This is a genomic window from Streptomyces mutabilis (assembly GCF_014649815.1).
In the GTDB taxonomy this organism is placed as follows: domain Bacteria; phylum Actinomycetota; class Actinomycetes; order Streptomycetales; family Streptomycetaceae; genus Streptomyces; species Streptomyces mutabilis.
This window is the reverse complement of record NZ_BMTT01000001.1, coordinates 937,763-950,325: the sequence shown is the minus strand read 5'-3', so window position 1 is coordinate 950,325 and position 12,563 is coordinate 937,763. Positions and strand designations below refer to the sequence as shown.

General features: G+C 67.2%; 7 protein-coding genes and 3 rRNA genes. 5 read left to right on the top strand and 5 right to left on the bottom strand.

Going from position 1 to position 12,563, the window contains the following annotated elements:
* The 3 genes from IE142_RS04150 to rrf form a co-directional block, all read left to right on the top strand.
* Positions 1 to 1,216 (top strand): 16S ribosomal RNA (locus IE142_RS04150); the annotation flags it as partial.
* Between the two features lie 299 nt (positions 1,217 to 1,515).
* Positions 1,516 to 4,634, top strand: a 23S ribosomal RNA gene (locus IE142_RS04145).
* Positions 4,635 to 4,724: 90 nt separating this feature from the next.
* Positions 4,725 to 4,841: ribosomal RNA gene (gene rrf / locus IE142_RS04140) — 5S ribosomal RNA — on the top strand.
* 107 nt (positions 4,842 to 4,948) lie between these two features.
* Here the strand turns inward: rrf and IE142_RS04135 are convergent.
* From IE142_RS04135 to IE142_RS04115, 5 genes are read right to left on the bottom strand one after another with little or no spacing between them, the layout of a single operon-like run.
* Positions 4,949 to 6,259: a DUF58 domain-containing protein gene (locus IE142_RS04135; protein WP_191884403.1), complete on the bottom strand. Its 1,311-nt coding sequence runs from the start codon at positions 6,257 to 6,259 to the stop codon at positions 4,949 to 4,951.
* Positions 6,259 to 7,248, bottom strand: a complete 990-nt coding sequence (locus IE142_RS04130; protein ID WP_191884450.1) for an AAA family ATPase — start codon at positions 7,246 to 7,248, stop codon at positions 6,259 to 6,261. The genes IE142_RS04135 and IE142_RS04130 overlap by 1 nt, the downstream gene beginning before the upstream one ends.
* Positions 7,248 to 8,468 carry a DUF4350 domain-containing protein gene (locus IE142_RS04125; RefSeq protein WP_191884402.1) on the bottom strand — a complete coding sequence of 407 codons (1,221 nt, stop codon included), beginning with the start codon at positions 8,466 to 8,468 and terminating at the stop codon, positions 7,248 to 7,250. Before IE142_RS04125 ends, IE142_RS04130 begins: the two co-directional genes overlap by 1 nt.
* Entirely contained in the window at positions 8,465 to 9,247 is a 783-nt protein-coding gene (locus IE142_RS04120) for a DUF4129 domain-containing protein (RefSeq protein ID WP_191884401.1), read from the bottom strand. The genes IE142_RS04125 and IE142_RS04120 overlap by 4 nt, the downstream gene beginning before the upstream one ends.
* Positions 9,248 to 9,251: 4 nt before the next feature.
* A complete protein-coding gene (locus IE142_RS04115) occupies positions 9,252 to 10,586 on the bottom strand; it encodes a DUF7847 domain-containing protein (protein ID WP_191884400.1) in 1,335 nt (444 codons plus the stop codon).
* A gap of 140 nt (positions 10,587 to 10,726) precedes the next feature.
* On the opposite strand from IE142_RS04115, the gene mtnA reads away from it, so the two are divergent.
* On the top strand, positions 10,727 to 11,869 hold the full coding sequence (mtnA, locus tag IE142_RS04110) for an S-methyl-5-thioribose-1-phosphate isomerase (RefSeq protein ID WP_191884399.1): 1,143 nt from the start codon (positions 10,727 to 10,729) through the stop codon (positions 11,867 to 11,869).
* A gap of 4 nt (positions 11,870 to 11,873) precedes the next feature.
* A complete protein-coding gene (mtrA, locus tag IE142_RS04105) occupies positions 11,874 to 12,563 on the top strand; it encodes a two-component system response regulator MtrA (protein WP_191884398.1) in 690 nt (229 codons plus the stop codon).

Genomic DNA, 12,563 nt, shown 5'->3' with positions numbered 1-12,563 from the left:
GGGACTGAGACACGGCCCAGACTCCTACGGGAGGCAGCAGTGGGGAATATTGCACAATGGGCGAAAGCCTGATGCAGCGACGCCGCGTGAGGGATGACGGCCTTCGGGTTGTAAACCTCTTTCAGCAGGGAAGAAGCGAAAGTGACGGTACCTGCAGAAGAAGCGCCGGCTAACTACGTGCCAGCAGCCGCGGTAATACGTAGGGCGCAAGCGTTGTCCGGAATTATTGGGCGTAAAGAGCTCGTAGGCGGCTTGTCACGTCGGTTGTGAAAGCCCGGGGCTTAACCCCGGGTCTGCAGTCGATACGGGCAGGCTAGAGTTCGGTAGGGGAGATCGGAATTCCTGGTGTAGCGGTGAAATGCGCAGATATCAGGAGGAACACCGGTGGCGAAGGCGGATCTCTGGGCCGATACTGACGCTGAGGAGCGAAAGCGTGGGGAGCGAACAGGATTAGATACCCTGGTAGTCCACGCCGTAAACGGTGGGCACTAGGTGTGGGCAACATTCCACGTTGTCCGTGCCGCAGCTAACGCATTAAGTGCCCCGCCTGGGGAGTACGGCCGCAAGGCTAAAACTCAAAGGAATTGACGGGGGCCCGCACAAGCGGCGGAGCATGTGGCTTAATTCGACGCAACGCGAAGAACCTTACCAAGGCTTGACATACACCGGAAAACCCTGGAGACAGGGTCCCCCTTGTGGTCGGTGTACAGGTGGTGCATGGCTGTCGTCAGCTCGTGTCGTGAGATGTTGGGTTAAGTCCCGCAACGAGCGCAACCCTTGTCCCGTGTTGCCAGCAGGCCCTTGTGGTGCTGGGGACTCACGGGAGACCGCCGGGGTCAACTCGGAGGAAGGTGGGGACGACGTCAAGTCATCATGCCCCTTATGTCTTGGGCTGCACACGTGCTACAATGGCCGGTACAATGAGCTGCGATACCGCGAGGTGGAGCGAATCTCAAAAAGCCGGTCTCAGTTCGGATTGGGGTCTGCAACTCGACCCCATGAAGTCGGAGTCGCTAGTAATCGCAGATCAGCATTGCTGCGGTGAATACGTTCCCGGGCCTTGTACACACCGCCCGTCACGTCACGAAAGTCGGTAACACCCGAAGCCGGTGGCCCAACCCCTTGTGGGAGGGAGCTGTCGAAGGTGGGACTGGCGATTGGGACGAAGTCGTAACAAGGTAGCCGTACCGGAAGGTGCGGCTGGATCACCTCCTTTCTAAGGAGCACTTCTTACCGAGTCCTTCGGGGCGAGGTCAGAGGCCAGCATGCGAGCGAACGTCTCGCACTGGTTGCTCATGGGTGGAACGTTGACTATTCGGCACGATCAGGATGAGGACTGTTAGTACTGCTTCGGCGTGGAACACAGGGTCTTGGCTGGACGTGTCGGGCACGCTGTTGGGTGTCTGAGGGAATGAACTTCCTTCAGTGCCGGCCCCAGTGCACTCGGGTGTTGATCCCGGGGTGATGGGTGGTTGGTCGTTGTTTGAGAACTGCACAGTGGACGCGAGCATCTGTGGCCAAGTTTTTAAGGGCGCACGGTGGATGCCTTGGCACCAGGAACCGATGAAGGACGTGGGAGGCCACGATAGGCCCCGGGGAGTCGTCAACCAGGCTTTGATCCGGGGGTGTCCGAATGGGGAAACCCGGCAGTCGTCATGGGCTGTCACCCGCTGCTGAACACATAGGCAGTGTGGAGGGAACGCGGGGAAGTGAAACATCTCAGTACCCGCAGGAAGAGAAAACAACCGTGATTCCGGGAGTAGTGGCGAGCGAAACTGGATGAGGCTAAACCGTATACGTGTGAGACCCGGCAGGGGTTGCGTGTGCGGGGTTGTGGGATCTCTCTTCTACGGTCTGCCGGCCGTAGGGCGAGTCAGAAACCGTTGATGTAGGCGAAGGACATGCGAAAGGTCCGGCGTAGAGGGTAAGACCCCCGTAGTCGAAACATCAGCGGCTTGCTTGAGAGACACCCAAGTAGCACGGGGCCCGAGAAATCCCGTGTGAATCTGGCGGGACCACCCGCTAAGCCTAAATATTCCCTGGTGACCGATAGCGGATAGTACCGTGAGGGAATGGTGAAAAGTACCGCGGGAGCGGAGTGAAATAGTACCTGAAACCGTGTGCCTACAAGCCGTGGGAGCGTCGGATGCAGCTTGCTGCATCTCGTGACTGCGTGCCTTTTGAAGAATGAGCCTGCGAGTTTGCGGTGTGTTGCGAGGTTAACCCGGGTGGGGTAGCCGTAGCGAAAGCGAGTCCGAACAGGGCGATTCAGTAGCACGCTCAAGACCCGAAGCGGAGTGATCTAGCCATGGGCAGGTTGAAGCGGAGGTAAGACTTCGTGGAGGACCGAACCCACCAGGGTTGAAAACCTGGGGGATGACCTGTGGTTAGGGGTGAAAGGCCAATCAAACTCCGTGATAGCTGGTTCTCCCCGAAATGCATTTAGGTGCAGCGTCGTGTGTTTCTTGCCGGAGGTAGAGCACTGGATAGGCGATGGGCCCTACCGGGTTACTGACCTTAGCCAAACTCCGAATGCCGGTAAGTGAGAGCGCGGCAGTGAGACTGTGGGGGATAAGCTCCATGGTCGAGAGGGAAACAGCCCAGAGCATCGACTAAGGCCCCTAAGCGTACGCTAAGTGGGAAAGGATGTGGAGTCGCACAGACAACCAGGAGGTTGGCTTAGAAGCAGCCACCCTTGAAAGAGTGCGTAATAGCTCACTGGTCTAGTGATTCCGCGCCGACAATGTAGCGGGGCTCAAGCGTACCGCCGAAGTCGTGTCATTGCAGCAATACGGCCAACGCCGGCTGTGATGGGTAGGGGAGCGTCGTGTGCCGGGTGAAGCAGCCGCGGAAGCGAGTTGTGGACGGTTCACGAGTGAGAATGCAGGCATGAGTAGCGATACAAACGTGAGAAACGTTTGCGCCGATTGACTAAGGGTTCCTGGGTCAAGCTGATCTGCCCAGGGTAAGTCGGGACCTAAGGCGAGGCCGACAGGCGTAGTCGATGGATAACCGGTTGATATTCCGGTACCCGCTGTGAAGCGTCAAACATCGAGCATCGTGATGCTAAGGCCGTGAAGCCGCCCTGATCTCTTCGGAGTTGAGGGGAGTGGTGGAGCCGCTGAACCAAGCGGTTAGTAGGTGAGTGATGGGGTGACGCAGGAAGGTAGTCCATCCCGGGCGGTGGTTGTCCCGGGGTAAGGGTGTAGGCCGTGCGGTAGGTAAATCCGTCGCACATGAGGCTGAGACCTGATGCCGAGCCGATTGTGGTGAAGTGGATGATCCTATGCTGTCGAGAAAAGCCTCTAGCGAGTTTCATGGCGGCCCGTACCCTAAACCGACTCAGGTGGTCAGGTAGAGAATACCGAGGCGTTCGGGTGAACTATGGTTAAGGAACTCGGCAAAATGCCCCCGTAACTTCGGGAGAAGGGGGGCCATTCCTGGTGATGATCTTTACGGTCTGAGCTGGGGGTGGCCGCAGAGACCAGCGAGAAGCGACTGTTTACTAAAAACACAGGTCCGTGCGAAGCCGTAAGGCGATGTATACGGACTGACGCCTGCCCGGTGCTGGAACGTTAAGGGGACCGGTTAGCTCCATTTCGGTGGGGCGAAGCTGAGAACTTAAGCGCCAGTAAACGGCGGTGGTAACTATAACCATCCTAAGGTAGCGAAATTCCTTGTCGGGTAAGTTCCGACCTGCACGAATGGCGTAACGACTTCTCGACTGTCTCAACCATAGGCCCGGTGAAATTGCACTACGAGTAAAGATGCTCGTTTCGCGCAGCAGGACGGAAAGACCCCGGGACCTTTACTACAGTTTGATATTGGTGTTCGGTTCGGCTTGTGTAGGATAGCTGGGAGACTTTGAAGCTCGCACGCCAGTGTGGGTGGAGTCGTCGTTGAAATACCAGTCTGGTCGTGCTGGATGTCTAACCTGGGTCCGTGATCCGGATCAGGGACAGTGTCTGATGGGTAGTTTAACTGGGGCGGTTGCCTCCTAAAGAGTAACGGAGGCGCCCAAAGGTTCCCTCAGCCTGGTTGGCAATCAGGTGTTGAGTGTAAGTGCACAAGGGAGCTTGACTGTGAGACCGACGGGTCGAGCAGGGACGAAAGTCGGGACTAGTGATCCGGCGGTGGCTTGTGGAAGCGCCGTCGCTCAACGGATAAAAGGTACCCCGGGGATAACAGGCTGATCTTCCCCAAGAGTCCATATCGACGGGATGGTTTGGCACCTCGATGTCGGCTCGTCGCATCCTGGGGCTGGAGTCGGTCCCAAGGGTTGGGCTGTTCGCCCATTAAAGCGGTACGCGAGCTGGGTTTAGAACGTCGTGAGACAGTTCGGTCCCTATCCGCTGTGCGCGTAGGAGTCTTGAGAAGGGCTGTCCCTAGTACGAGAGGACCGGGACGGACGAACCTCTGGTGTGCCAGTTGTTCTGCCAAGGGCATGGCTGGTTGGCTACGTTCGGGAGGGATAACCGCTGAAAGCATCTAAGCGGGAAGCCTGCTTCGAGATGAGGACTCCCACCCACTTGATGGGGTAAGGCTCCCAGTAGACGACTGGGTTGATAGGCCAGATATGGAAGCCGGGTAACCGGTGGAGTTGACTGGTACTAATAGGCCGAGGGCTTGTCCTCAGTTGCTCGCGTCCACTGTGTTGGTTCTGAAACCACGAACAACCCCGCGTTTGTCACAGAGCGTGGTGTCGGTTGTCAGTTTCATAGTGTTTCGGTGGTCATAGCGTAAGGGAAACGCCCGGTTACATTCCGAACCCGGAAGCTAAGCCTTACAGCGCCGATGGTACTGCAGGGGGGACCCTGTGGGAGAGTAGGACGCCGCCGAACAATTTTTGCGAGGAGACCCCGCACCGGGAACGGTGCGGGGTTTTCTGCGTTTCAGGGGCAAAAATCGCGAGGACGGCGGGACGGAAGAGCCCCGCCGTATTCGTCGTTCACAGGCGTCCTGCCGCCTTGAGTTCCAGATAGGCGTCGGCCAGGGCCGGGGCCAGTTCGTCAGGGATCGCGTCGACGACCGTGACGCCGTGCCGGCGGAGCCGGTCCGCGGTGCGATGCCGTTCCGCCTGTGCCTGCGCAGCCGCTGCGGCCTCGTAGACGGCGTCGGTGTTGCCGTGGGCTTCGGCCATCCGGGAGATGTGCGGATCGGCCACCGACGCGACGAGGACGGTGTGGCGCTGCGTGAGTTGTGGCAGGACGGGGAGTAGGCCCTCTTCGATCGGGGCCGCGTCGAGTGCGGTGAGCAGGACGATCAGGGAGCGGCGGGGGGCAGAGCGGAGGGCCTTGGCGGTGAGCCCGCGTGCGTCGGTCTCCACGAGCTCCGGTTCCAGCGTCGCCATCGCGTTGACCAGGGAAGGAAGTACGTCGCCCGCTGTGCGGCCCTGGACCAGGGCGCGCACGTGGCGGTCGTACGCGAGGAGATCGACGCGGTCGCCGGCGCGGGAGGCCAGGGCGGCCAGGAGCAGAGCGGCGTCCATGGACGCGTCCAGGCGGGGTGCGTCGCCGACGCGGCCGGCTGAGGTGCGGCCGGTGTCGAGGACGAGCAGGATGTGCCGGTCGCGTTCGGGACGCCAGGTGCGTACGGCGACGGCGGTCTGGCGGGCGGTGGCACGCCAGTCGATGGAGCGGGTGTCGTCTCCGGGGACGTACTCGCGCAGGCTGTCGAACTCCGTGCCCTCGCCACGGGCGAGGACGCTGGTGCGGCCGTCGAGTTCGCGGAGGCGGGAGAGCTTCGAGGGCAGGTGCTTGCGGCTGGTGAAAGGGGGCAGTACGCGCACCGTCCAGGGGACCCGGTGGGTGCCCTGGCGCGCGAAGAGGCCCAGCGGGCCGCACGAGCGGATCGTGACGCGGTCGGCTTGGCGGTCGCCTCGGCGGGTGGGGCGTAGGCGGGTGGTGACGCGTCGGCGTTCGCCGGCGGGCACCGTCACGCGGTGGCGGGAGGCCGAGGTCTCCGTGCCGGGCTGCCAGCTGCTGGGGGGCCAGGCGTCGCGCAGGTGCGCGCGGAGCGGGCGGTTGGAGGGGTTGGTGACCGTCAGCGTGATGTCGGCGGTGTCGCCCAGGCGTGCGGAGGTGTCGCCGGAACGGGTCAGGCGCAGGCGTCGTACGGGGGCGGCCAGGGCGAAGTCGCAGGCGCAGGCCGCGGCCAGTGGGCCGTTCACGGCGAGGAGGCCCGTCCAGCTCGGGTCCCAGATGCCGACCGGGAGAGAGCCCAGGGCCGCGAGGAGCGCGGCGCGTCCGGTGAGTGCCATCAGCGGGGGACGGGGACGTGGGCGAGGATCGCGTTGATCACGGAGTCCGTGGTCACGCCCTCCATCTCGGCCTCCGGGCGGAGCTGGACGCGGTGGCGGAGAGTGGGGAGGGCCAAGGCCTTCACGTCGTCGGGAGTGACGTAGTCGCGTCCCGTGAGCCATGCCCATGCCCGGGACGTGGAGAGCAGCGCCGTGGCTCCGCGCGGGGAGACGCCGAGGGCGAGGGACGGCGACTCGCGGGTGGCGCGGCAGATGTCGACGACGTAGGCCGTGATCTCCGGGGAGACGGAGGTCTTGGCGACGTCGGCGCGGGCGGCTTCCAGGTCGGCGGCGTTCGCGACGGGGCGTACGCCCGCGGCGCGCAGGTCGCGCGGGTCGAAGCCGGAGGCGTGGCGGGTGAGGACGTCGATCTCGTCCTGGCGGGAGGGGAGGGGGACGGTGAGCTTGAGGAGGAAGCGGTCCAGCTGGGCTTCCGGTAGGGGGTAGGTGCCCTCGTACTCGACCGGGTTCTGGGTCGCCGCGACCAGGAAGGGCTCGGGGAGGGGGCGGGGGGTGCCGTCGACGGTGACCTGGCGTTCCTCCATGGCTTCGAGGAGGGACGACTGGGTCTTCGGGGGCGTGCGGTTGATCTCGTCGGCGAGCAGCAGGTTGGTGAAGGCCGGGCCGGGCTGGAAGGAGAACTCGGCGGTGCGGGTGTCGTAGACGAGGGAGCCGGTCACGTCGCTGGGCATGAGGTCCGGGGTGAACTGGACGCGCTTGGTGTCGAGTTCCGTCGCGGCGGCGAGGGCGCGGACCAGGAGGGTCTTGGCGACTCCCGGGACGCCTTCGAGGAGGACGTGGCCGCGGCACAGGAGCGCTACGACGAGGCCGGTGACGGCTGCGTCCTGGCCGACCACGGCCTTGGCGATCTCGGCGCGCAGGGCTTCAAGGGCGGCTCGGGCGTTGCCCGGGTCCCCGGTCTGCCCGGCGTTGTCAGTGGTCGGGTCCATCATGGACGGCGTACCTCTCTGCCGAGGGCGTCGAGTTGGTCGGCGAGGGCGATGAGGGCCGCGTCGTCGCCGGGCGACGGGCCGAAGAGGAGGGTGCGCAGGGACTGTCCGTCGCCGCGTGTGTCGTGGAGGCGGGCGGACAGGGCGGGGAGCAGGGCCTCGGGCGTGTGCGCCTGGGCGACGGGGGTGCCTACGAGGGGGGCGAGGCGGGTGCGGGTGGCGGAGCGAAGAGCGGTGGCCGCGCGGTCGCGGGCGTTGGCCTTGCGGTAGAGGCGTGCGCGGCCTTCGGCGGTTTCGGAGGCGCGGATCGCCACGGGGAGTTTTTCGGGCACCAGGGGGCCGAGCCGGCGTGCCCGCCACAGGGCGGCGAGGGCCGCGGCGATGAAGAGCTGCAGGGTGCCCCAGAGCCAGCCGGAGGGGAGCAGGTCGAAGAAGCTGCGTTCGTCGTCCGGGGCCGTGGTGTCGGAGACCGAGGGGAGGTACCAGACCAGGTGGTCGCGGGAGCCGAGGAGTTGCAGGGCGAGCGAGGCGTTGCCGTGCTCGTCGAGGTGGTTGTTGTAGAGGATGTCGGGGGCGCCGAGGACGACGGTGTCGCCCGGGGTGCCTTCCTGGGCGGCCTCTTCGGGTGCGTCCGGGATGCGGAGCAGGGTGGCCAGGCGTCGGCTGGGGTAGCAGGTGTCGGCCTCGATGTGGGTGGTGCTGTAGCGGATGCCGCCCGTGTCGGCGGTGCCCGCGCGGCGGGCGGCGGGCAGGTCGCAGGCGGGGGCCAGGGTCGAGTCGAAGCTGAGCGCGGGGTCCGCGGTGACGCCGGGGGCGAGGCGTTCGACGGCGGGGCCGCCGGGGGCGACGAGGAGGGTACGGCCGCCGGATCCTTCGGTGGCGGAGTGCAAGCGTGTCTGCTGGCGTTCGGTCAGGAGGTCGGGGACGGCGACCAGGAGGGTGGTGTGGGGGCCGGCGGCGGCGCGGGCGTCGTCCAGGGTGGTGACCACGCGGGTGGACACGCCCCGGTCGGCGAGGAGTTCGGCGACGGCCCGGCTGCCGTACGGGTCGGCGGAGCGCGGGTCGAGTTCGCCCTGCCGGGCGTCGGAGCGGACGACGGCGATCGCGACGGCGCCGGCGAGCAGTACGACGAGCGCGAGGGCGATGCCGCGGGCGCGGGTCCACACCTGGCGGGCGCTGGGTGAGGCCGAGGTGGTGGGGAGCGTGGCCTCGGTGGTCATTCGGCGGCTCCCGGGCGGGTGTCGCGGCCCGTGGCGTCGGCCGTGCCGCCGACTGCGCGGACCGCCAGTCGCGGCTTACTGCGTTCCAAGTCACGGTCGAGTTCGGTGAGGTGCCGGTACGACTGCTCGGTGCCGGGGCGCCCGCCGTACGTGACGTCGTCGAAGTCCCGGGCGGCGGCGCGCAGCCGGCCACCGTGGTCGGGCAGGGCGCGGCCCGCCTCGCGGGCGGCCTCGTCGGCGGTGCGGCCGGGGCGGACGTCGAGGAGGGCGCGTTCCTCCAGGGCGCGGACGACGGCGCGCATGCGCTCCTGGACGGCTTCGTTCCAGTGGCCTTGGGCGGCGTGCGCGTCTGCCGCGGCCCGGTGGTCGGCTGCGCTGCGGGGGCGGTCGTCGAACAGGGCGGGGGCGGAGGTCGGCGGGCGGCGCGGGGTGCCCAGGCGCCACCAGAGCGCGCCCAGCACGGCGAGGACGGCCACGATGATGACGATCAGGCCGAGTGTTCCACCGGGTGTCGCGGTGGACGCGCGGTTGAGCAGCTCGTCGATCCAGTCCCAGAGGGCGTTCAAGGCCCGCTGGAACACGCCGGGGTCGTTCTCGTGGTACATCCGCTTGGACAGCTCCCGCTGTGCGGCCTCCCGTGCGGGGTCGCGCGGGACCGTCACCGGCGGTTCGTCGCCGGAGCGCGACAGCGACAGCACGGGGCGGTCGCCGGCGCGCGCCACCGCCCGTGCGGCGGTGCGCGACAGCACCTCCGTCAGGACTCCCCCCGCCCGGCTCACCGCATCAGCTCCCCGGGTTGGTGCCGGGAGCGCCGGGGCCCTGGGCCCCGGCGGCACGGGCCAGCTCGAGGTCGAGGGCTTCACGGCGGATGCGCTGGTCGATGTAGAGCAGCACGGTGACGCCCGCCGTGATCGGGAACGTGATCATGGAGCCGATCACGGAGCCGATGCCGCTGACGATCAGGAAGGTCCAGCCGAGGCTGCCGGTGCCTTCGAGGAAGCCGCTGACACCGTCGCCGCTGAAGGCGGCGGCGAGGAAGGCGAAGGGGATGACGATGATCGACGCGACGACGTTCGCGATGATCGTGGCGAGCAGCTGGATGCCGAAGACACGCCACCAGGAGCCGCGCACCAGCTTCGTGGAGCGGCCCATGGCCTTCTTGATGCCCTGCTTCTCCAGCATCAGCGCCGGGGAGGCCAGCGAGAAGCGGACCATGAGCCACACCGCGACGATGCCGCTCGCCAGGAAGCCCAGGACGGTGAGGGCCACGCCGGCTCCGCCGCCGCCCGCGGCCGTGACGATGAGACCGGGCGCCATGCCCACCGTGACGATGCCGGCGACGATCAGCAGCAGCAGGACGATCAGGCCGAACAGCCTCGCCACCTGCGGGCGGGCGTCCCGCCAGGCTTCGCCTATGGTCACCGACCTGCCGAGCACGGCGCGGCTGGTGACGGTCGTCAGCAGGGCGGTGGCCAGGACGGTGCCGATCAGGGAGATGAGGAAGATGACACCCGAGTTGATCGTGGTGTCGGCCATGGCGTCGCCGAGTTCGCTCAGCGTGGCGTCGGGGTCGTTGAGGGCCTCGGAGCCGAGGTCGTCCAGGACGAGGCCCTGGAGCAGCACCACGAGGATCTCCGTGAAGACCGCGACGGTGAGCGAGATGCCGAGGACCGTGCGCCAGTAGGTGCGCATGGTGGAGACGGCGCCGTCGAGGATCTCGCCGACGCCCAGCGGGCGGAGCGGGATCACGCCGGGTTTGGCCGCGGGCGGGGGACCGCCCCAGCCGCCTCCCCAGCCGCCGTAGCCACCAGGCACGCCGTAACCGCCGTAGCCACCACCAGGGCCTCCGGGGCCGGCGGGGGGCGGGGTGCCCCAGCCGGCGTTGGGAGGTGGCGGGGGTGGGGCCTGGCCGGGGGCGGAGGGGGCGGACCACTGGCCGGGTGGCGGCTGCTCCTTGGACCACTTCGTGCCGGGGCCCGTAGGTTCCGTGCCCGGCTGGTCCGCGGGCTGCGCGGGCCGGTCGGGGCCACCGGGGCGGTCGGCGGGGCCGGACGCGCCGGGCTCCCGCCCGTCGGACGGGGAGGATCCGGGCGAGGCCCAGCCCGGAGTGTCGTTCATCGTCGCTCCTTCACGGTGCCCGTCCGCGGTCGCGGCGGCAGGTTGGCAGCCATCGTGCCATGGGGTGCTCCGCCGCGGACCGGGCGCGGTATGGCCTGCGCACCTTCGATTGTCCGCCGGACAGGGGGCAGACTGACCGCATGGCTGATCAGGACGCGCGAAACGGCGAGGACAAGCGGCCGACCGAGATCCCGGCACTGCGCTGGGAAGAACCACCGGAGGGCCCGGTGCTGGTCCTGCTGGACCAGACCAGGCTGCCGGCCGAGGAGGTCGAACTGGTCTGCACGGACGCGTCCGCGCTCGTGGAGGCGATCCGTTCGCTCGCCGTACGTGGGGCGCCGCTGCTCGGCATCGCGGGTGCGTACGGCGTCGCGCTCGCCGCCGTACGGGGCTTCGACGTGGCGGAGGCCGCGGACGCGCTGGCCGGAGCCCGCCCGACGGCGGTGAACCTGGCCGGCGGGGTGCGGCGGGCCCAGGCCGCCCATCAAGGTGCGCTCGCCAGGACCGGTGACACCCGGCTGGCCGCCGCGGCGGCGCTGGACGCGGCGCGGGCGCTGCACCGGGAGGACACCGAGGCCAGCGCCCGGATGGCCGCGCACGGGCTAGCGTTGCTGGACGAGCTGCTGCCCGCGGGCGGGCACCGCGTCCTGACGCACTGCAACACCGGTTCGCTGGTGTCGGGAGGTGAGGGAACGGCTTTCGCGGTGGCGCTCGCCGCGCACCGGGCGGGCCGGCTGCGGCGCCTGTGGGTGGACGAAACGCGTCCGTTGCTGCAAGGTGCTCGCCTGACGGCTTACGAGGCGGCGCGCAACGACATGCCGTACACCTTGCTCACCGACAACGCGGCCGGTTCGCTGTTCGCGGCGGGTGAGGTGGACGCGGTGCTGATCGGTGCCGACCGCATCGCGGCCGACGGTTCGGTGGCGAACAAGGTGGGGAGCTATCCGCTCGCCGTGCTCGCGCGGTACCACCACGTGCCGTTCATCGTGGTGGCCCCGGTCACGACGGTGGACCCGGACACGCCGGACGGGGCGTCCGTCGAGGTCGAACAGCGCCCCGGATATGAAGTGACCGAGGTCACAGCACCGCAGGTGCCGGTGACGGGAGCGGGAGGCGGGATTCCGGTGGCACCCCTGGGGACCCAGGCGTACAACCCGGCGTTCGACCTGACTCCGCCCGAGCTGGTGACGGCGATCGTCACCGAGGAGGGCGCTGTCTCGCCCGTGACCACCGAGGCCCTCGCCGAGCTGTGTGCCAGGTCACGCCAGGTCACGATTAGCTAATGGGATGATGGCGTTTATGAAGGGACGAGTCCTTGTCGTCGACGACGACACCGCACTGGCCGAGATGCTCGGCATTGTGCTGCGTGGTGAAGGTTTTGAGCCATCGTTCGTAGCCGACGGCGACAAGGCGCTGGCCGCCTTCCGGGAGACCAAGCCCGATCTGGTGCTGCTCGACCTGATGCTGCCCGGCCGGGACGGCATCGAGGTGTGCCGCCTGATCAGGGCGGAGTCGGGTGTGCCGATCGTGATGCTGACGGCGAAGAGTGACACCGTCGACGTCGTCGTGGGCCTGGAGTCGGGCGCCGACGACTACATCGTGAAGCCGTTCAAGCCGAAGGAGCTGGTCGCCCGCATCCGGGCACGTCTGCGCAGGTCGGAGGAGCCGGCACCGGAGCAACTCGCGATAGGCGACCTGATCATCGACGTGGCCGGTCACTCCGTGAAGCGGGACGGGCAGTCGATCGCGCTGACGCCGCTGGAGTTCGACCTGCTGGTGGCGCTGGCCCGCAAGCCGTGGCAGGTGTTCACCCGCGAGGTGCTCCTCGAGCAGGTCTGGGGCTACCGGCACGCGGCCGACACCCGGCTGGTCAACGTGCATGTGCAGCGGCTGCGCTCCAAGGTCGAGAAGGACCCGGAGAAGCCGGAGATCGTGGTGACCGTCCGCGGCGTCGGTTACAAGGCCGGGCCGAGCTGA

Excerpts from the sequence above, each read along its gene's own strand:
- IE142_RS04135 (WP_191884403.1), bottom strand. The coding sequence starts at position 6,259 with ATGGCACTCACCGGACGCGCCGCGCTCCTCGCGGCCCTGGGCTCTCTC.
- IE142_RS04130 (WP_191884450.1), bottom strand. The coding sequence starts at position 7,248 with ATGGACCCGACCACTGACAACGCCGGGCAGACCGGGGACCCGGGCAAC.
- IE142_RS04125 (WP_191884402.1), bottom strand. The coding sequence starts at position 8,468 with ATGACCACCGAGGCCACGCTCCCCACCACCTCGGCCTCACCCAGCGCC.
- IE142_RS04115 (WP_191884400.1), bottom strand. The coding sequence starts at position 10,586 with ATGAACGACACTCCGGGCTGGGCCTCGCCCGGATCCTCCCCGTCCGAC.
- mtnA (WP_191884399.1), top strand. The coding sequence starts at position 10,727 with ATGGCTGATCAGGACGCGCGAAACGGCGAGGACAAGCGGCCGACCGAG.
- mtrA (WP_191884398.1), top strand. The coding sequence starts at position 11,874 with ATGATGGCGTTTATGAAGGGACGAGTCCTTGTCGTCGACGACGACACC.